The organism is Daejeonella lutea (genome assembly GCF_900168015.1).
Lineage (GTDB): Bacteria > Bacteroidota > Bacteroidia > Sphingobacteriales > Sphingobacteriaceae > Daejeonella > Daejeonella lutea.
On sequence record NZ_FUYR01000001.1, the window covers coordinates 910,242 to 930,012 of the forward strand.

Below are 19,771 nucleotides of genomic sequence, written 5' to 3' on the forward strand. Positions count from 1 at the left end.
TTTTTAGTGGTAATGACCTGCCTGCACGTGGCAGGGCAAAATATTTTAATTGAGTTGTATAAAACCTCTACAGTAAAACTGCATTGGTGGTTATTTATTGTGTTTGACTAATGTCATTTAATTCACAAATTTAATGTTATTTACCGAAAATAAAGGCATCAATGGAGAGGAACCAGCATTCTTAAATACGAAATAAATAGTATGCTTCCCTGTTACAGGCTTCAGTTCTATCTTTCGGGGAGCAGAAGCGTCACCTAATACTTCATCGGCAACAGGACTAACCTGAGCAGTACCTAATAAAATGCCTGTTGGTGAATCAAGCCTCGCTTCAATACTACCACCTGGATTTTCCTCGCGCACACTAGTGGTAACCTTCAGTTCAATTTGCTTTATTCCAGTAAGATCAATATCCCGGAACCCAATCATGCCATTGTTCACGGGCACTACGTTAGTTATTCCATCAATTCCATTCACCTTCACTGTGACCTTTTCTTTAATCTCTGCTACAGACGGATTGAAGGATGGTTTTCTCAGAATTACGGTATTCTCTGTGGTCAATTTCGGAATAGCTCCCTTTCCTTTGTCTGTATAAGCTGCACGTATAAGGTACGAACCTGTCCCACCGTCGTCTTTTGGAAGTTTAATTGCATAACTTCCCTTCACTGGTAAGGTTTTAGCTGATTGTGAGCTAACTTTGAGTATGTAATTAGCAATTGACCGTGCATCATTTTCCGTTATTGCAGGGTGAGCCGGCATGGCTATCAGTTTAGTCCAGACACCATTGCTTCCATTACGGATTTTACCGGCAAGGTACTCCTCCGCTTTCGAATCATTTTTGTATTTCTCAGAAATTTGAGTAAACGTCGGACCGATGTTGGTTGTATTGAGTGTATGGCAATTGTAGCAGTCGGATTTTTTCATAATCGCCTCTCCTACTGCAACCTGCACGGTTGCATCAACACTCCGCTGCCCTTGTATGATTTCAGCATAATCAAAGCCATCGGAAACATAGTCAATGCTCATTGAAACAGCAGCGGGGTCAATCGTTCCCGCTGAAAGGCTACCGTCTTCTTTATCGGCAACGGATACCGCGTAATCTAGCTGAGTGTTATCGAAAAAGAACGTGCGGTTTCCTGTCAGCTTAATCTGAACATCCGGTGGGCTGTTGCCTGCCGTTATCTTCAATGATTTGCTGTTAGAAGTTTTACCATCGCTAACCGTCAGCAATGCAGTGTACACGCCTGGCTTATCAAGTTTCAATACAGGATTAGCGGTTTTGATGATACGGTCGGCTACACCCGGCGTGCTAATCTTCCAGGTATACTGTAAGGGATCGCCATCAGCGTCTTTTGTATTTTTAGATGATAGATTAACCGTAAGTGGCACAGCTCCTCCAATTTTATCAGCAGCGATAGCCACCACCGGCTTACGATTCCCTGAATTATATTCAATCCGTACAAGCTTAGCACTTGAGCTCTTTGCAAACCAAAGGCTGCCGTATTCTAATACGTAAAGGTCTCCATCGGGTCCGAATTTCATATCAATTGGTTCGACCGGGCGGTAATCAGCCAGGAAGCGTTCCATCGATTGGTAATCGCCATTTTCATTCATGGAAATTGACATTATCCAGCCTCTGGCAAGATCTGTCGCGAGCCATTTACCTTCGTAGTACGCAGGCCATGGTCTTTTTGGATCCTTAAAATCAGCTCTGCGATATATAGGCCCACCGGTTGCACTACGGCTTCCGCTGCCAAGCAGTGGAAACTTGTCGGACACTCCATAAGGGTAATATATAAACGGTGCGGCAACTGGCGGCAATGTTTTCAAACCGGTATTATTGACCGAATTATTCACCGGTTTTAAAGGATCTTTCGGATCAAGCAGTTCACCCTCCTTGTAGTCGAAGATGTTGAAAGCAGCATTTGGCCCTACAAAGTATGGCCAGCCGTAAAATCCTGGTTTGCGTGCCTGGTTTAGTTCATCATAACCCCTAGGGCTTATATCTGTGTCTTCGTTCGCATCAGAGCCAATATCCCCCCAATACAAAAATCCCGTTTTACTGTCCACTGATGGTCTCCATGGATTGCGATGTCCCATGGTATAGATTTCAGGCCGGGTTCCTTCCGTTCCCGGAGCGAACAGATTTCCTGCAGGAATCTTATATGATCCATCAGCCTGGGGTTTAATACGCAGTATTTTTCCTATCAGGCTATTTGTATTTGCAGTTCCCCGCTGATCGTCCCAGTTTACCCGATTAGGCCTTTCGTCAGTTGATGAAGAAAGCGAGGTACCGGTGTTATTTCCTACAGTCAAATATAGGTTACCCTCTTTGTCCCAGGTCATTCCCCCGCCGGTATGGCAGCAAGTTTCACGTTGGGTGGTGAAGTCTAGTACCACTTTCTCCGTTCCAGGAACCAACTTATTGTCTTTAAAATCCCAGCGACTGAGCACAAATTTACTTTGGGTCGGATGCGAATAGAATGTGTATATCCAGTGGTTCTTTTCAAAGTCCGGATCTACAGTCAAGCCCAGCAAGCCTTCTTCTGCTTCAGTGACTACACCTTTAGCACTGGTGTACTTGGTGTTTACAGCAATTGATCCCGCTACGCTGGTTACACCGGTAGCAGGATCAAATAACTTTATATCACCTTTTCTTTCGCTTATCAATACCCGCCCGTCCTTGAGTACCTCGAAAGTGTTGGGCTCATCGAGGTCGCCAGGTTGAGTAAGGGTTACAGGCGTAAAACGGCTTTCGTCCGGTTTAGCCTGAAAGGTGTTGAAACGGTCGCTGAATGCGATGGAAGCACACAATCCAGCAACAGATAATATTATAACGGATTTTTTAACACTCATTAATATTAAGAACTAAGTGACCACGGTGCACGATACTCACGTTTAACAAACTGGTTCAATTCAGGAACATTTGTAACTTTCATGTTTTTTGCATCCCAAAGGATCTTGGTCCGACCCGGATAAGTCGTCCGTACACGTCCTGGTGTACCGTCTGCGTTAGCCGGCCCCTGAACTGTCTTCGGCATATTATATCCGCGGATTGCAAGATTAGCCATCGCAAGAGCTTCGGATAATAAACCTGCTTTCTCAAATGGCGAGCTGGTCTCCATTTTACCGTATCCGGCAATACTTGCTTCAACCCATTGTGCCCAGTGTCCCTGCATACTATCTTTAACACGAGCTAACTTTTCAGGAACATCAATTTCGTTCATTCGGGATGTTGGCAGTAAACGTGCTGCAGTACCGTAGCAATTCGCAAGTATCTTACCTTTAGTTCCCACAAACAGCATTCCGCCGTCACCATTTCCGAAAGCCTCATTTGGACCTAATTCCTCCGGACGCTCAGGCATAATTCCGCCGTCCATCCAGTGGAGCTTAACAGGACCCTGAGTTTTAGGGGTTTTAGGAAATGTCATAATTGCATAGCTGGCACGCGGGCAGCTATCAGGAAATATACCTTCTCTAAATTCATCTACGTATGTTGACCCAATACTGGCTTCTACAGCAGATACATAACCCAAGTCAAGAACACGCATTGGAGCCTCAATAATGTGAGCACCCATATCACCTAATGCTCCGGTTCCGTAATCCCACCATCCGCGCCAGTTAAACGGAACAAGCTTAATTCCTCCTTCAGCAAATCCTATTGGAAAGGGTTTAGCAGGAGCTGTTCCCTGCCATAGATCCCAGTTTAGTGAAGCTGGTGGTGTTGTGCTTTTTGTCGGCCAAGCAATTCCTTGCGGCCATACCGGGCGGTTTGTCCAGCAATAAACCGTGTGAACATCTCCGATCAGGCCGGCATCATACCATTCACGCATGCTGCGGACGCTGTCGTTAGAGGATCCCTGGTTACCCATCTGGCTAACTACCTTATATTTTTTCGCCATTTCAGTTAAGTGACGTACTTCGAATACATCATGAGCCAGTGGTTTCTGGATCCATATATGTTTGCCCAATGACATTGCAGCCGAACCTACGACTGCATGAGTATGATCGGGAGTAGTCACAGAAACAGCGTCAAAGTTCTTACTTTCCTTGTCAAACATCTCACGCCAATCGACATACTTCTTCGCGTCCGGGAATTTTTTGATGTTAGCAGATGCACGATCAAAATCAACGTCACATAAGAACGCAATTTTGGCTTTTCCGCTCCGATCAAATGCACCTATGTCGGTATTTGCCTGGCCACCTGCTCCAACTGCGGCGATGTATAACGTATCACTTGGAGCAAGATATCCTCTCCCTAAAACGTGGCGGGGAACAATCGTAAAACCAGCCACGCCTAATGCACCGGTTTTAATGAAATTACGGCGTGATTGGCCACTTTCCTTTTTCAATGTGTCTTTTTCTTTCATTCTATTTCTTCTTTCGGTTAATTTAATTCCCTCACCCAAATATTGCGAAAACTTATTGGTTCGCTCGGGTCGCCGTGCGATTGTAACTTAATTGGTGCGGATACATAGGGTTTGTAGGATGGTTTTCCTATAAATACGGTTTCGCCCAGCAACTCGACATTGTTATGTACCAATACGCCATTGAAAAGAACTGTTACTCTGGCTGGTGATTTCACTGTACGGTCTTCGTTGAAGGTCGGAGCCTTCCAGCTGATATCGTAAACATTCCATTCCCCTGCCTTTTTTGCAGGATTTGACGCCGGTGCAAATTGTTTATAAATGCTGGCCGCCATACCGTTAACATACGTCTTATTCTCATTATTATATGAGTCAAGGATCTGCAGCTCATACCCTGCGTCACCTCCGCCAGTTGAGGCCAGGAAGAGTCCGCTGTTTCCACGTCCCTGACCAGCACCCTGTATTGAAGCAGGAACCATCCATTCTATATGAAGCTGGTAATCCTTAAACGACCTTTTCGTTTCTATATTCCCGCCACCTGTCTTTTTATTTACAGTGAACATTCCTCCACCAACCGTCCATTTCGCAGGTGATTTGTCTTTAACCGTGATCCATTCGTCCAGATTGCTACCATCAAATAACACTATCGCGTCAGAAGGAACTTCGTTCAACGTTTTACCAGGTGTAACAACGGGTGGTAAAGGTTCCCATACCTCCGTATCTGCAGGGTTCGCACGAGGGGGACGAGCAGGACTGGCAGCGTTAGGAGCTGGCTGTTGCGCGCTTAGTTCCACGCTAAAGATGACCATAGACATGCTGAAAGCAGCCTTAAGGATATTGCTTGTTTTCATTTAGATGGTTTTTGTTTTGTTATGTTGTGATTGCACACTTTAAACGTTCCAAGATAGAAATATTATACGTGTTTCAAAAGAATTAAATCGATTTAGCAAATTTATTGTCTTTCAAGAAGAGGAGTCGAAAGGATCATGGAGTTGTCTCCTGACTGAGCTCGCAATGATCCATTTTCCTGGAGGCAAAATATTCACTCGGCGAATATTTTGTGAGTTTTTTAAACGAACGGTTGAAAGCACTCTTCGAGTTAAACCCTACCTCATAGGCTATTGAAAGCAGTTTATATTTTTTGTACTCAGGATCCTCAAGTTTCCGCTTGAATTCATCAATACGGTATTCGTTAATAAAGTAAAAGAAATTCTTTTCATAGCATTCATTGATCACTCTGGAAAGGACATGCGGTTGGATTTTTAATTTTCCAGCCAGGTCGTTTATCGAAAGTTGGGGATTTGTATAGGGTTTGCTGCGCTCCATATAACTTTCTAATTTTTCCTTAAACTGTTGCATCACCACTTCGTCCATCGCATCATCATTTCGTTTGTCGGGGGAATGAACCGGCGAATCACCAGATTGGGAATGGTTCGCCGACAGCGGACTGGTACTCAGCTTGATGATCTTAGACTTGTAGATCGCAAAATATCCTAAAACATATGACGTACTCGAAAAAAGGAACCATATCCAGTTGATACACCTCTCTGCAGCTGAATAAACATCCACACCATACATCCAGCCATAGATAAATATAATGGACGTGGCTAAACCAAGGATGAGACAGGCAGCCTTAATGGTCATTACCGTATTCAAATAATTTAAATTTTCATCATAGGAATAGCTTGAATGAGATTGCTTTTTATATTGATTAATGACTCCACGGATGTTGAGCCAGTAAGCTATATTAACAAGTACAGCAAGTCCTCCAATTACGGCAAATAAGGTCCGGACCGGTATAGTTTGATTGATAAGCCCGAGTACAAGTTCAGTGTTATCCATTAAAAATAAAGGAACATAAGCTATAGTTTGTAAAACGAACAAAACGAAATGCCATCTCCAATTGGCCGGTGGTGTTACCGCATTGAAAAGCAATTTTTGAACATAGAAGAGAAATACCGGAGCGTAAGTGAACAAAATAAAATCGGGGGCTAATAGCATTTTAGGAAATATTTCAACAAAATCCTTATTTGCTGTCAATACCCTGGCAGCTGTGAAACCCGAAGTCATCAATATCAAGGTTATCAGCCAGCGGTTGGCTTCTTTATCATAATTATCAATATTCCTGATAATCAATACCGCCAGCACTCCAATAATTGATGAGCATAATAGTAAAACCTCATAAAAAGATAGCGAGTTGGCACTCCGCGGCAGATCTTCCCAGGTTTTAACATTCACCTGTATTGCTTCTGCTCCTGCTTTGTCTGTTGAAATTACACGATTAGACAATCCTTTACCATTATCCCTCCCTTCGACTGAAGACCATGTACCACGGGTGAACTTATATTCGATTTTACTTAGTTCAGTTTGCACTTTGACCCTGTAAGTGCCGTCTTTAAGCCTTGTTAACTTATATCGCTCATCTCTGGGGTTCCAGTTATTGAACGAGCCGGTGATGTATAGGGTGGCGTCATGGGGCGTATTGGCCGGAATCTCAGTTATCTGAAATTTATAGGCAATGCCCTGCTCCCAGCGGGCGATTTCTATTGCAAGGTGTTTAGGGTCATTTTCAACACTAAACGTGCGATTAGGCCTTGATTTACCATCTTCATCGCCTTCTACTGCGGCCCATGTTCCCTGGGTAATTTTGTACTGAAAGGAGTTTAATGAATCAGGAAGTTCTATAAAATACTTACCATCTGCAGTCTTCTGAAATTTGTAGTCGGGATCTCCAGGATCCCACGAGTTTATGTTGCTTGCAAAATATAAGCCTTGTTCAGGTGCCAGGAGAGCAGGCATTTTTGCAATTTCAATCCTTATCTGAGCGTAGCTGGCAGCGTTTCCTATCAAAAGGAACATGATAGCCAGAAGTGGTCTTAGCTTTTTCATAGTACTTAAATATTGTTTGGTATTGCCCATTACTGCGTTAGTATATCAGGAAAGTAGGTGAAATCTGGATGGGATTCATTTCTTAATTTTTGTAAACAAAGTAAGAATAAGGTTCAAGGGTGATCGTATTGGTCAGTTTAATTTTGGTTCCTGTAAAGGCATCATCCCATTTGGAATTTACAATTTTTTCGGGAATAGTGTAACTAAGCGATGTATTGCGCAGATTTGAAACCACGAAAACACGCTTATTACCTGCTTCCTTGGTGAATGCGCAAACATCGGCTGTACTATAAGAGGTCAAAGTTCCGCGGCGTATTGGGACACTACTATTGCGGAAAGCAATGATCTTTTTATACTGAGCGGTAATATCCGGATTTAAGTTCCAGTCAATCTTCCTTCCCGTGAATGGAAAAGTTAGACGATAAGGCAGACCTACCTCCTGCCCTCCGTAAAGCATAGGGATGCTTTTCATGTACGCGACGATCATAAATGCATTAAGTGAACCTTTCGTCCCGTTAAAAAGATCGAGGGGAGTTCCGTCTGAGCCATTAACGTCGTGATTGGATGTGTAACGTACTATTTGCTGCCCGCCTTCAGCACCAGCATAATCGCTTACATTTAAGCTGTCGATAGTCAGTACCGAACGGTTGCCTTTGTAAATTCTTTTCAAGTTATCAAAGAACCGGAAACCGAAATTATAGTCAAACCCGGCAGCATAATGATCACTTCGTCGCCCTTCAGAAAGCAGGATCAATTTACGGGATTTGATATTTTTGAGCGTATCCAAAGCTTGCTTCCAGAAATCAAAGGGAGGGCCGTCCGAGTAGTCACAGCGGTACCCATCGACATTTGCTGCCAATACCCAGTATTTCATTGCCGCGATAGATGCAAGGCGCATTTCGGGGTTGTTAAAATTAAGCTGGGCGACATCATTCCAGCCCATATTCGGCGGACTAATAATGTTACCGTTTGAATTTTGGAGATACCACGATTTGTCTTTAGTCCAGGGATGATCATAGGATGTATGATTGGCAACCCAGTCCAGAATCAATGACATGCCTCGTTTATGCGCACCGTCAACTACAGCACGGAGGTCGTCAAGCGTACCGAATTCAGGATTAACTGATGTGTAATCCTGGATACAGTACGGTGAATTTACGGCCTTTATTTTGCCTACAGGAAATATTGGCATCAGGTAAACTACGTTAAAACCCAGGGCCTTGATTGAATCCAGTCTTGAGGCTACCCCTTTCAGGTTACCCTCCTTGCTAAACGTTCTTATGTTTACCTGATAAATAGATACATCCCGTCGATCCGGAACTTTGGTAAACGGTTTTCCATATTGCACTGGCTGTACCTGCGCTAGCGTAATGATTGGGCAACAGATTGAAAGGATAGTGAATAAAAGGATAGTAAAGTTTCTTTTCATATTCGGATTAGCTTAGCGATTGGGACAAATTATGAGGAAGTTGTTGTGCGGTTGGACAATAACCGAGGTGCTTCGAACGCAGAAATTTCTGGATCGGATGCCTGACATGTCAGCGATGGATTCCCGGTGTAAATAAGCCGAAAGCTTACATAACCATTTGTAATCTAAGGCTGGTGCAATGAGAACTAAACCCAATATCCCAAAAGATGTTGAAGCCCGGATGCTTAAAAAATTTCCAATTACAATTTGCATTTAATTCACGAAAATTAGCTTCTAGCGGGGTTTTTGTTGGTTTGCTAAACAAATGAAGTCTTTCTGATCGTCCGAAACAACACAAAACTTGAGGAATATAGAAAGTAATAATAAGTAAGTTCAGGAAATAATCTGACTATCAGAATGTTACCTGATATAATTTAGAAGCTGAATATTGATTTTTAATGGGCTTTTATAGCCATAATCTTATCTTCAAACTCATCATTTGGAACAAATGATTTATTTTTGATGCGGGTTTTGTAAGAATAGATTGTATTGACAGAATAATCGAGAATCTTGGCGATACGGTCATTATCGTGTATACCTAGTCTGATCAGCGCAAAGATCCGAAGCTCGGTATTAAGCAATACATCAGGTGGAAGTTCAATTCTGTCTTCATCTTTAAAATATGAATTGAACTCTTTGACAAAATCAGGAAACAGCTTAATAAAAACACGATCGAAACTTTGTGAAAGGTCTTCACGCTCCTTCTTCAGGTCAATCTTGTAGATGCTCTTTTTAATATCGTCATATCTGCCCATCTCCAGTTTCTGCGATATAGAGGTTTTAAAACGCTCTATTTTATCAATGTATTCAGAGTTAATATTGAAATAGTAGCCAATATATTCGTCCTTAATACGATTCGCATCACGTAAGGCCGTATTAGTTTCGGTGATAGTTTTATTCGTGTGAAGCAGCGCCGCGTTGGCTGCCGAACGCGATTGCTCAGCAGCTTTTAGCTTCTTCAACTGGATAAAAATGATTACAATGAATGCAACAATCAACAAACTAAGTACCGTCACACTCAAAGCATATTTGTAGATAAGAGAATTCTTTTCTTCAACAAGGGCGAGCTGCTTACCCATTATTACCGGCAGCATGGTTCCAACACGCAGCTGTCGGTGCCGTGCACCATAAAACTCAGCATCAGCCATAGCTTCCTGCATATAATGATAGGCTCGTTCATTATCACCAGCATGGAAAAGCGTATCAGCAAGTTTAAATAAAGCTATATTTTCTTTTGTTGAGTACTCGATATCCGCAATGGCGGCCCGAATCAGAAAGTTAAAGCCTTCGGATTTTTGCCCGGTGCTGTAAAGCATGTAACTTAACGTGCTTGCCAGTATAGCATACTGATGCCCATCGAGCCCGGGCGTATTAATTATGCTTTTATAATCCGATATCCCTCGTTGGAGATTACCTTGTTGTAAATTTTTGAGACCTGAGTTAAAAAAGTAATCGTACGATCCAAATGTTGAAAGATTTATTGCCAAGTCAGCATATTGATTCCCGGAATTCAGGTATGAATCACAATATGATTTGTCTTTTACAAAATCGCATAAGTCGTAATAATAACGCACCTTTAGTCCATAATATTCAATTTTACTTTTTTGATCCAGGCTGCTTATCTCGATGGCATCTATCACCTCTTTCGTTTCTATAAACATTCCAGAGGAGAGCAGGATGAATGCAAGATCAATTTTGGAGCGATTTATTTTTGATGTGTCATTCAGTTTGATTGCAGTATTATATGCTTTTTTCTGATATGCATAAGCAGAATCAAAATTCAGGGTTTTATATTCATTGAAAATCTCAAGGTATTGATTGAAGATTAATACGGCATCCCCCCCAACCCTTAATCTGTCTTTAAGGGTTTCTATTTTGGTGAGTTTGGAATTCGTGAAGCTGTCTTTTTTGGCTAAAGCCTTATCAAGTTTATTAAGCAAACCTGGAGTATCAGAAAATCCCGAAAAACTGATGGACAGAAACCCTAGTAAAACGACAGTATATTTCATCTTCAAATGCCAATTTTCAACTATTCCTCGTTCCAAACTTATGATTAATTCTTAAAACGAATACCTATTAAAGAGGTTCATTTCAAAACTTAAAAACATCGGCCGGACTTTCGGGGTTATCAATAAAATAAATCACCTATGGAACACGCAGAAGATCACCTTAAGAACCTCGAAGGTCCCGAGGCAAAAGCAAAATTGAAAGAATTAGTGGAAAAGGCTGAAAATTGCTTTTTCTGTTCTGGAATAAAAACAGGATTGCCGTTTTCAACCCGGCCGATGTCAGAACAATTAGTAGATGAAGATGGCAGTATCTGGTTTCTGAGCCGAAAAGACAGCGGCAAAAATGCGGAGATCGCTGAAGATCCTTTCGTACAACTATTGTTTCAGGCCGACAAACACACGGGGTATATAAGCATTTATGGTATCGCCGAAACGATAGATGACCAGCAAAAAATAGACGAACTTTGGCAGCCCATGTTTAAAGTTTGGTTTGAGAAGGGTAAGAACGACCCAATGATCAGTTTGATCAAAGTCGATCCAACCCAGGGATATTACTGGGATACAAAACACGGTAAAGCGGTGGCATTTCTCAAGATAGCGGTTTCATTAGTAACCGGTAAGGCCATGGATGACAGCGTTGAAGGCAGGTTGGATGTGAGCTAATCAAATATTAATACAAGAACCAGGAATCAAGACGCTGGATGGTGAACTTTCATGCTCGTGAAGATAGCGCCCCAGCTTTGGTTCTTGTTTCCTGATTCATCGCTATTTACCTAGTTCAATAATCATTACACCACGGGCCGGGATACTCACCGGTGTTTGGATATCAACACTTTTACCACTAATAATATCTTTACCTGCAGTATATTTGCCAGTAGATTCTTTGAATCGCTCCATCTGTAAGGACTTATCTGCGTTGCTTCCGTTCAGTATAACAAGTACCCGCTGCTCGTCTTTTATCCTTGCGTAAACATACACGCCATTGCTTTCTGGCATATAATGCTGCAAAGAGCCACTTGTAACTGCCGAATTTGATTTGCGCCATAGCAGGAGTTTTTGCATATAGTTCCATGCTTCATTTTGCATATCGGTACGACCTTCCGGAGTAAAGGCATTTACTGTATCACCAGGGAATCCTCCCGGAAAGTCTTTTCGCATCTGACCGTCGCCCTCCTGTTTTGTTCCGCTCATCAGGAGCTCGGTTCCATAAAATAATTGGGGAATTCCTCGGGTTGTAAGCAAAAATGCCAATGCTTGTTTGTAGCGATTCAGGTCCTTTTCATCTTTTCTTATAAATCGACTGATATCATGATTATCCAGAAATATAAGCACCTTATCTGGATCGGCATAAAGGAAGTCCTGGGCTATTATTTCATAGAGGGTGAACAAACCTGCCTGATCTCCGTCACTACTTCTAGATTCTTCATCAAAAGCCTTCTGCATTCTAAAGACAAGATTGAAGTCCATCACTGTTTCGAGGTGTGAATTCTTTTTATTCAAAGAAGAGTTACGCTGCCACCATGCACTTGCTGCTGTACCGCCGGGGAACCATGTCTCGCCGACAATATTAAAATCAGGATACTCAGCTTCAACCTCCTTGCACCATCTCGCCATGAAATCAAAATCAGCATAAAAATGCGTGTCCTGGCGAATACCATCTATACGCGAATATTCTATCCACCAAATACTGTTTTGGATGAGGTAAGTACCCAGATGCCGGTTCTGCTGGTTTAAATCGGGCATTGTCCTTACAAAGGAACCGTTGATAAGTTTATCCTTTTCGCTTTTGGGGGCGTGGCTGTCCAGTGATGCCCATCTATTGTGGTTACTACCCATGTAAACGTCTGGTGAGCTTAACCAATCTCTGGACGGCAGATCTTTTATCCACCAATGCGCGCTACCACTATGGTTAAAAATCATATCCATCACTACCTTTAACCCTTTGCTATGTGCCTTTTCAATGAACATACGATATTCTTCATTTGTACCGAAGCGGCGATCCACTCTGTAGAAATCAGTAATAGCATACCCATGATATGATCCTCCAGGCATATGATTTTCCTGGACAGGGTTAAGCCAGACTGTTGTAATACCCAGATCTTTTATATAATCGAGATGGTTCTCTATACCCAGCAGATCGCCGCCATGACGGGAATTAGCATTCTTTCTATTGACTGTTGAGTTTTCCAGAATATCGTTAGTCAGGTTGCCATTTGAAAAACGATCCGGTGTAATAAGGTACAGCACATCAGCCGAAGTAAAACCAGCTGCACCCGGAGTTTTAGCACGCGGCATAAGCGGATAAGCCTGCACTAACTTTTCAACGCCAGAAGTAAAAACCAGATTCATAGTACCCGGTTTTGCTTTTGCGGAGATATCCAGATAGATAAATATGTAATTGGGGCTTTCAACTGTCACTGCGTCCTTAATCTTGACTCCGGGATAGCTTAGACTAACTTTCGATTTAGAAATATTTTGTCCATAAACAAGGATTTGAAGCTCTGTATTTTTCATACCAACCCACCATGAAGCAGGTTCAATGCGGGTTATTTCAAGTGCGCTGGCTTGTAGAACTGTTAGAAAAAATAGAATTGAAAGTAGTGCTTTATTCATCTTATTAAATGTCAGATAGAAATCGGTTTGTAATTCTGCTAATAATTTTGATCCATCATTTTCAAGCAAAATGATAGATATAAAGGAAAATATAATTGATGGGTAATCAATCAGGTCGAGATAGACGATATAGAATTTAAGATTTCGACACCCTTTTTATCTATCTTATTATCAAATATTTAACTAAAGCTGCCGGTCCGTAAAATATAGATTTCTGCTCAATAGCAATATCCTTCGTTTTGCTCAGGCAGATAATCCCATCCCCTATTAGATCAGATTATATCCCCCCGCTTGATTGATTAAATCCAATGCGAGGCAAACCCGCACATCATTACTATAAAATCGACAAACAAAAAATCATCGGGCATCTCATGGTGTAAATTATTTTGCCGAAACAAATCATAAATCTGTTGGTTAATAAAAGCGGTAATTAAAAACATAAAACCATGAGCAAGAATTCTAAACCAGAAGAAAAGGGATTTTTCGAAAAAGTAAAGGAAACCATCGGAGAATTTTTTGAAGGGACAAAAGAAGTAGCTGAAGACCTTCAGGAGTCTGCGGAAAATAAGTTTGACTCACTGACATCTAAAGCGAGCACTAAAAAAACATCTCCTGCAAAAAAGGCCGGCACGGCCAAGGCAGCGGCTCCTAAGACAAATGCAGCTGCTAAGAAACCAGAAGCTGTGAAAAAAGTAGCAGCTCCGGCTGTGAAAACAACAAACACAGCAACGAAAAAAGCAACGACAACGAAAACAACCAGTAAACCAACCGTAGCTGCAAATGCCAAGAAGGCATCGGGTTCAACTAAAAAAGCTGACACTAAAACTTCTGTTGCATCTGCACCGAAAAGCGCTGCCAAAAAGCCTGCGACGGCGAAAGCACCTTCTAAACCGGCAGCCAAAAAAGTTGCTACTCCGAAAAAAACCAGCGCTAAAGCTAAATAAGCTCAGCGTATATAATCAAAAGAGAATGAACCTCGTGATCTCGCGCAATCTTGCCGTGGGTTTACGAGGTTATTTGCTTTAAAGCTACCCTATTTAGCGGATAAGCCATGTAGGCTGTTGAATAGGCTGGCTAGTCTGCCAATAATTTTAAAAGGCCTATATTTGTTCAAAAGAATAATATGTCAATCACAACTCAGGACGAATTTGCCGGAATGGAACAGGTGAGCAAAGCTGTTGCTGAAACCTTAAAACAAATGCGGGAACATGCCTCACCAGGTATGTCGACTAAAGAACTTGATGATTTTGGAGGAAATATCCTTGCTGCCATGGGCGCTAAGTCAGCACCAAAACTTACTTATGAGTTTCCTGGCTGGACATGTATCAGTGTCAACAATGAAGTTGCACACGGCATACCTTCGGCAAGAAGGGTTTTACAAGAGGGCGACCTGATAAACATAGATGTATCTGCAGAGTTGAATGGCTTTTGGGCGGATAATGGCGGTTCATTTATTCTCGGCCGGGATTTAAATGAACTCCAGCCTCTGGTTGATATTTCCAAACAGATTTTGAAAAGAGCTATAAGCCATATCAAAGGAGGTGTAAAAATTGCAGACATCGGGAAACTCATTGAAACACAGGCCAGACAATCGGGTTATAAAGTCATTAAGAATCTGGCAGGTCACGGTGTGGGGAGAAGCCTTCATGAAGAGCCGCACGATATCCTGAATTGTTATGACCGACACAATACTACCCGCTTTAAAAAGAATTCAATTGTGGCAATTGAAACGTTTATTGCCACAGATTCCACGTATGCTGACCAGCAGGAAGATGGCTGGACCTTAGTTGGCAATCGCGGCGGCCATGTGGCACAACATGAGCACACGATCATGGTGACCGAAGGCACACCAATAATTCTTACTGCCGCTAACGGAATCTGGGACTAATATTCAAACTTTAATAACAACAACTGTTCTTACTCCCGGTCCCTAATTTGAAATTAAAGCATATCCTTTTAGCTCTCCTTACTGTCACCATCTGGGGAGTCAATTTCATCGCTGTACATTATTCCCTGAAAACGTTCTCGCCATTCTTATTATGCGCAGTACGATTCGGCCTCGCTGCTATCCCTTTTGTATTTTTTATTCCCAAACCCAAAGCTTCATGGCAGCTTGTTTTCGGATACGGTTTCTTTATTTTTGTGTTGCAGTTCGGATTACTATTTACAGGGCTGCATTTAGGGCTATCACCGGGTTTGGCTTCACTGGTATTACAGGTACAGGTGTTTTTCTCTATGGGTCTGGCCGCAGTGGTATTTCATGACCGGCCGAGTAAATGGAAGATAATTGGTGCCCTCATTGCTTTCGCAGGATTAGCGATGGTAGCAATTCATGTAGGTGCAGGTACGACGTTATTAGGGTTTATACTAACGCTGTTTTCTGCAATGTCGTGGGCCGTTGGTAATATGTTTTCAAAGAAGGTCGCATCAGAGTCGTCCCTAGCCCTCGTTGCCTGGGGAAATCTTGTCGCATTTCCATTCATGATGGTAATTTCTCTTTGTTTGGAAGGCCCAGAATCCATCGTTACATCTTTTGCACATATCAACGCAGAAACGATTATATCCGTAATGTACATTGTCTACATGTCGACGACTGTAGGCTATGGAATGTGGGGATTTCTTTTGAATTCTTACTCTACGACAGTTGTTGTTCCCTATACTCTGCTCGTGCCTGTGGTAGGGTTAATAAGTTCTGCTTTGGTTCTAGGGGAAGAAATGCCCTTATGGAAGATTATCGCGTGCATTATCATCATGGCAGGCTTAGTTTTCAATCAGCTTGAGAAACAGGTACGGGAAATTTTTTCGCGACTATCCAAGTAAGAGGGAAATAGTGTAACAAAAAAAGCAGCTCTTTTCAGAACTGCTTTCAAAACTTGGGTGGCTGATGGGGCTCGAACCCACGACCCTCGGCACCACAAACCAATACTCTAACCAACTGAGCTACAGCCACCGTTTTTTTGTGTATGCAAAAGTAAGAATTTCACTATACTCTGCAAATTTTTTTATCCATCTGATGATATAATTTGCGCGTTTATAACATTTATTTAAGAACGCGGGGTCTAAGAACCTGAGCTTGAAACAAATTCCTTATAATTGCCTCTCATTAGTAATATACATGATTGAGCTTTATACTGACGGTGCATCGAGCGGAAATCCCGGACCGGGAGGTTATGGTGCTATACTTCGCTCAGGCCAGCACTATAAGGAGATATCCGAAGGTTTCCGTAAAACAACGAATAACCGGATGGAATTACTTGCAGTGATCAAAGGCTTGGAAAGTATAAAAAAGCCGGGACAGGAAGTGATGATCTTCTCCGATTCTAAATATGTAATTGATTCTGTTGAGAAGAAATGGGTGTTCGGATGGTTAAAGACGGGATTCAAAGGAAAGAAAAATAAAGATCTATGGCTGCGTTTCCTCGAAGTCTATAAATTACATAAGATCAAATTCACGTGGGTGCGCGGTCATAACGGACATCCTGAAAACGAACGCTGCGACGAGCTTGCAGTGATGGCTGGAAAGCAGAAGGAGTTGTTGGTGGATACGGTGTTTGAGAGTGAGGAATTGAAATTAGGAATTTGAGTTGGAGTGTTAGAGATCGGGTAATCGGGTAAACGGTGATCGGTTAATCGGTACTGCTCGGTTAACAACGCAGGGTTTTGTAATCAGAATACCAGGTGTGTACGTTTGCACCGATTACTGATTACCGATTACTGATTACCGCTAAAACGACCCTCAATCTATCCCTCCAATTATCCCCAGTCCTTCCAACTTCCGCTCCGCCTTCTCACCGGGCGTCAATGCCGAATACTGCTGCATAAGTTCCTCAGCTTTTAAAACCATATTTTTTGAGCCGATGAATATGGCTGAACGCTGATGCAAAGAGGTCACTTGCTGATCCAATATTCGATTATAACCATCCGTAGCCCTTCCTCCGGCCTGTTCAATGATAAATGCCATTGGGTTACATTCATAGACAAGCCTCAGCTTACCATTGGGTGCACTCGAAGTTGTCGGATAGATGAAAATACCGCCCTTTATCATGTTACGGTGGATATCCGCCACCATCGATCCGATATATCTAGATGTATAAGGACGAGATGTTTGTTCATCTTCAATCTGGCAATATTTCAGATATTTCTTTACCCCATCCGGGAAGTGTACATAATTCCCTTCGTTGATGGAATAAATAGTTCCATCCGTCGGGATTTTCATATTTGGATGCGACAGGCAAAACTCCCCAATCGAGGGATCAAGTGTAAATCCATTCACACCTTTACCGGTGGTGTAAACTAGCATGGTTGAAGATCCGTATATCACATATCCAGCCGCAACTTGCTCTGTTCCCTGCTGAAGTACATCCTCCAGAGTAGCCTTTCCATCCGTTGACTTGCGTCTATAAATCGAAAAGATTGTTCCTACAGCCACATTTACATCTATGTTGGACGAGCCGTCAAGTGGGTCAATTGCTACAATATAACGTGCATTTTTAGAAACTTCTGCGTCGATTGGCACGAACTCATCGTTTTCTTCTGACGCAACGATACAACACTCTCCACCGCTTGTTAAGGCTGAGATAAATTGCTCATTTGCAAATACATCTAATTTCTTCTGATTCTCACCCTGGATGTTTATCGTTCCTACCTCTCCGAGGATGTCCATTAATCCGGCCTTATTTACTTCGCGGTTAACAATTTTGGCTGCAATTCCAATATCCCGAAGGAGGCGCGACAACTCTCCTTTTGCATAGGGGAAATCGCTTTGTTTTTCAATTATAAACTGGCCTAAAGTTAAAATTCCAGACATACTTAGTGTACTTTATACATTACCTACTCGCTAATTCAATGACCTCCAAATTAAGAATTTTATCCTCAGAAATGCAAAATCGAAGCAATGTACGAACTTTATGCCAACCGTACTTACCTGCCGCGCCGGGATTTAAGTGTAAACAGGTAATATTTTTATCATAAATCACTTTAAGAATATGCGAGTGCCCGCAGATGAATAGGTCGGGTTTTTCGAGTAGTATATCAGACCGTATCCGTCCATCATATTTTCCAGGGTAACCGCCTATATGGGTCATCCATACTTTCACATCCTCACAAATAAATTTCAAATCCTCAGGATACTGGGATCGAATTTCCCGCCCGTCGATATTCCCATAGACTCCTTTAAGCGGCTTAAATTCAGCTAAGGCATCCGAAACCTTGCTATCTCCGAAATCGCCCGCATGCCAAATCTCGTCGCAGTTCTCAAAATGCTTAAAGACCGAGTCATCCAGATAACTATGAGTGTCTGATATCAAGCCTATCCTTGTCATATAAACAAACTAGAAAATTGTTAGATATTCTTTCAGAAGCATTCGATATTCTTCCGTATAAACATTCTGCCTATCATAGATCACGAATTTTTGAGTATTGTCAGCCACCTCTGTAAAACCAATAACCAATATACATCGATAGGGTTTGGAATGGTGAAAAGAATGAATGAATATGGTCTTGTTTATTTCTAAGGTGCTAGAACCAAGCAGACATTTGATTAATTCGGCAGTGTCAAGCGGTAATATCAGGTATAGCAGACCTTTAGAACTTAAATGATCAGCCGCTTGTGATATGAGATTTCGAAAGAAATCTTCATTGGTATGTCTAGCAAGTTGTTTTGACGGTTCGGTCGAGTGCAGCGAATTTATGAAGTATGGAGGATTAGAAACTATAAGGTCGTACCTGATTGCAGAGCCGGAGAAATAATCTTCAATAGAAGATTTAACGAGGTTGACTTTATCTGCAAAAGGTGAGTTATGGAAATTCAGGCCTGCCGTTTCTGCTGCCCCATCGTCGATCTCGACGGCATCAATTATTGCATCAGGATATCGCTGTGCGACCATCAGGGCAATGACTCCCGTACCAGTACCGATCTCCAGTATTCGCTCAATGCGTTCATTTTCAGCAATTGCCCCCAATAACGCAGCGTCGGTATTAACTTTCATTCCGCAATTGGTCTGGTCAACGCTGAACTGTTTGAACTGGAAAACCTTAGTCATATTTCGTAGAGTTCCAGAGGAAGTCCGTCGGGATCTTTAAAAAACACAAAACGCTTTCCGGTATGCTCGTCAGTTCGAATATCTTCTGCAACTACACCATGAAAGCTCAAGTCATCGACTGCCTTATCCAGGTCATCTGCTTCAAACGCAAGGTGCCTCAAACCGCGGGCCTCAGGCCTGGAGGCTCGTAAGGGAGGTTCAGGAAAAGAAAACAACTCGATCTGGTAGATTCCATTTACAGCGAGATCAAGTTTGTAGGAATTCCGTTCAGCTCGGTATACTTCCTGTACGACCTCAAGGCCAAGAATTTCTGTATAGAAGGCTTTTGAAACCGCATAATCAGAACATATAATTGCTATATGGTGTACGCGGTTAAGTTTCAGCATC

General features: G+C 42.3%; 16 protein-coding genes and 1 tRNA gene. 5 read left to right on the forward strand and 12 right to left on the reverse strand.

The window, feature by feature from the left end; genetic code table 11:
- Positions 1-117: 117 nt before the first annotated feature.
- From B5X60_RS04020 to B5X60_RS04045, 6 genes are all read right to left on the reverse strand, one after another.
- Positions 118-2,853: a PQQ-dependent sugar dehydrogenase gene (locus B5X60_RS04020; protein WP_079701363.1), complete on the reverse strand. Its 2,736-nt coding sequence runs from the start codon at positions 2,851-2,853 to the stop codon at positions 118-120.
- A 5-nt stretch (positions 2,854-2,858) separates the two neighbouring features.
- Positions 2,859-4,367 carry a Gfo/Idh/MocA family protein gene (locus B5X60_RS04025; RefSeq protein WP_139377354.1) on the reverse strand — a complete coding sequence of 503 codons (1,509 nt, stop codon included), beginning with the start codon at positions 4,365-4,367 and terminating at the stop codon, positions 2,859-2,861.
- A 17-nt stretch (positions 4,368-4,384) separates the two neighbouring features.
- Complete coding sequence (locus tag B5X60_RS04030) at positions 4,385-5,215, reverse strand: 3-keto-disaccharide hydrolase (RefSeq protein WP_079701364.1); 831 nt, start codon at positions 5,213-5,215, stop codon at positions 4,385-4,387.
- A gap of 133 nt (positions 5,216-5,348) precedes the next feature.
- A complete protein-coding gene (locus tag B5X60_RS04035; RefSeq protein ID WP_170878378.1) occupies positions 5,349-7,253 on the reverse strand; it encodes a helix-turn-helix domain-containing protein in 1,905 nt (634 codons plus the stop codon).
- Between the two features lie 82 nt (positions 7,254-7,335).
- A complete protein-coding gene (locus B5X60_RS04040) occupies positions 7,336-8,682 on the reverse strand; it encodes an alpha-amylase family glycosyl hydrolase (protein WP_079701366.1) in 1,347 nt (448 codons plus the stop codon).
- A 434-nt stretch (positions 8,683-9,116) separates the two neighbouring features.
- Positions 9,117-10,730: a DUF6377 domain-containing protein gene (locus tag B5X60_RS04045; protein WP_079701367.1), complete on the reverse strand. Its 1,614-nt coding sequence runs from the start codon at positions 10,728-10,730 to the stop codon at positions 9,117-9,119.
- A gap of 138 nt (positions 10,731-10,868) precedes the next feature.
- Here B5X60_RS04045 and B5X60_RS04050 point away from each other — a divergent pair, with 138 nt between their 5' ends.
- Positions 10,869-11,393 carry a pyridoxamine 5'-phosphate oxidase family protein gene (locus B5X60_RS04050; protein WP_079701368.1) on the forward strand — a complete coding sequence of 175 codons (525 nt, stop codon included), beginning with the start codon at positions 10,869-10,871 and terminating at the stop codon, positions 11,391-11,393.
- 102 nt (positions 11,394-11,495) lie between these two features.
- Here the strand turns inward: B5X60_RS04050 and B5X60_RS04055 are convergent, their stop codons facing one another.
- Positions 11,496-13,343, reverse strand: a complete 1,848-nt coding sequence (locus B5X60_RS04055; protein WP_079702295.1) for a glycoside hydrolase family 13 protein — start codon at positions 13,341-13,343, stop codon at positions 11,496-11,498.
- Positions 13,344-13,789: 446 nt separating this feature from the next.
- On the opposite strand from B5X60_RS04055, the gene B5X60_RS04060 reads away from it, so the two are divergent.
- The 3 genes from B5X60_RS04060 (at position 13,790) to B5X60_RS04070 (ending at position 16,163) form a co-directional block, all read left to right on the forward strand.
- Positions 13,790-14,287, forward strand: a complete 498-nt coding sequence (locus B5X60_RS04060) for a hypothetical protein (RefSeq protein ID WP_079701369.1) — start codon at positions 13,790-13,792, stop codon at positions 14,285-14,287.
- A 179-nt stretch (positions 14,288-14,466) separates the two neighbouring features.
- Entirely contained in the window at positions 14,467-15,231 is a 765-nt protein-coding gene (gene map, locus B5X60_RS04065) for a type I methionyl aminopeptidase (protein WP_079701370.1), read from the forward strand.
- A gap of 47 nt (positions 15,232-15,278) precedes the next feature.
- Positions 15,279-16,163, forward strand: a complete 885-nt coding sequence (locus B5X60_RS04070; protein ID WP_079701371.1) for an EamA family transporter — start codon at positions 15,279-15,281, stop codon at positions 16,161-16,163.
- 56 nt (positions 16,164-16,219) lie between these two features.
- Here the strand turns inward: B5X60_RS04070 and B5X60_RS04075 are convergent.
- Positions 16,220-16,293, reverse strand: a tRNA-His gene (locus tag B5X60_RS04075).
- 165 nt (positions 16,294-16,458) lie between these two features.
- Here B5X60_RS04075 and rnhA point away from each other — a divergent pair.
- Complete coding sequence (gene rnhA / locus B5X60_RS04080; RefSeq protein ID WP_079701372.1) at positions 16,459-16,926, forward strand: ribonuclease HI; 468 nt, start codon at positions 16,459-16,461, stop codon at positions 16,924-16,926.
- Positions 16,927-17,079: 153 nt separating this feature from the next.
- On the opposite strand, the gene fbp is transcribed toward rnhA, so the two are convergent.
- Genes fbp through gloA2 form a run of 4 tightly spaced genes read right to left on the reverse strand, consistent with a single transcriptional unit; the run spans position 17,080 to position 19,770 of the window.
- On the reverse strand, positions 17,080-18,150 hold the full coding sequence (gene fbp, locus B5X60_RS04085; protein WP_079701373.1) for a class 1 fructose-bisphosphatase: 1,071 nt from the start codon (positions 18,148-18,150) through the stop codon (positions 17,080-17,082).
- Between the two features lie 19 nt (positions 18,151-18,169).
- Positions 18,170-18,664 (reverse strand): metallophosphoesterase family protein, encoded by a 495-nt coding sequence (locus B5X60_RS04090; RefSeq protein WP_079701374.1) that lies wholly within the window; start codon positions 18,662-18,664, stop codon positions 18,170-18,172.
- A gap of 9 nt (positions 18,665-18,673) precedes the next feature.
- Positions 18,674-19,384, reverse strand: coding sequence for a tRNA1(Val) (adenine(37)-N6)-methyltransferase (locus tag B5X60_RS04095; RefSeq protein WP_079701375.1), 711 nt, complete (start codon positions 19,382-19,384; stop codon positions 18,674-18,676).
- Positions 19,381-19,770, reverse strand: a complete 390-nt coding sequence (gloA2, locus tag B5X60_RS04100; protein ID WP_079701376.1) for an SMU1112c/YaeR family gloxylase I-like metalloprotein — start codon at positions 19,768-19,770, stop codon at positions 19,381-19,383. The genes B5X60_RS04095 and gloA2 overlap by 4 nt, the downstream gene beginning before the upstream one ends.
- Between the last annotated feature and the right edge of the window lies 1 nt (position 19,771).

What these genes read in the sequence shown, in the direction of transcription:
- B5X60_RS04095 (WP_079701375.1), bottom strand. Translation starts at nt 19,384, where the DNA reads ATGACTAAGGTTTTCCAGTTCAAACAGTTCAGCGTTGACCAGACCAAT.
- B5X60_RS04055 (WP_079702295.1), bottom strand. Translation starts at nt 13,343, where the DNA reads ATGAATAAAGCACTACTTTCAATTCTATTTTTTCTAACAGTTCTACAA.
- gloA2 (WP_079701376.1), bottom strand. Translation starts at nt 19,770, where the DNA reads ATGCTGAAACTTAACCGCGTACACCATATAGCAATTATATGTTCTGAT.
- B5X60_RS04040 (WP_079701366.1), bottom strand. Translation starts at nt 8,682, where the DNA reads ATGAAAAGAAACTTTACTATCCTTTTATTCACTATCCTTTCAATCTGT.
- B5X60_RS04020 (WP_079701363.1), bottom strand. Translation starts at nt 2,853, where the DNA reads ATGAGTGTTAAAAAATCCGTTATAATATTATCTGTTGCTGGATTGTGT.
- B5X60_RS04030 (WP_079701364.1), bottom strand. Translation starts at nt 5,215, where the DNA reads ATGAAAACAAGCAATATCCTTAAGGCTGCTTTCAGCATGTCTATGGTC.
- B5X60_RS04045 (WP_079701367.1), bottom strand. Translation starts at nt 10,730, where the DNA reads ATGAAATATACTGTCGTTTTACTAGGGTTTCTGTCCATCAGTTTTTCG.
- B5X60_RS04090 (WP_079701374.1), bottom strand. Translation starts at nt 18,664, where the DNA reads ATGACAAGGATAGGCTTGATATCAGACACTCATAGTTATCTGGATGAC.
- B5X60_RS04060 (WP_079701369.1), top strand. Translation starts at nt 13,790, where the DNA reads ATGAGCAAGAATTCTAAACCAGAAGAAAAGGGATTTTTCGAAAAAGTA.
- rnhA (WP_079701372.1), top strand. Translation starts at nt 16,459, where the DNA reads ATGATTGAGCTTTATACTGACGGTGCATCGAGCGGAAATCCCGGACCG.
- B5X60_RS04025 (WP_139377354.1), bottom strand. Translation starts at nt 4,367, where the DNA reads ATGAAAGAAAAAGACACATTGAAAAAGGAAAGTGGCCAATCACGCCGT.
- fbp (WP_079701373.1), bottom strand. Translation starts at nt 18,150, where the DNA reads ATGTCTGGAATTTTAACTTTAGGCCAGTTTATAATTGAAAAACAAAGC.
- B5X60_RS04035 (WP_170878378.1), bottom strand. Translation starts at nt 7,253, where the DNA reads ATGAAAAAGCTAAGACCACTTCTGGCTATCATGTTCCTTTTGATAGGA.
- map (WP_079701370.1), top strand. Translation starts at nt 14,467, where the DNA reads ATGTCAATCACAACTCAGGACGAATTTGCCGGAATGGAACAGGTGAGC.
- B5X60_RS04050 (WP_079701368.1), top strand. Translation starts at nt 10,869, where the DNA reads ATGGAACACGCAGAAGATCACCTTAAGAACCTCGAAGGTCCCGAGGCA.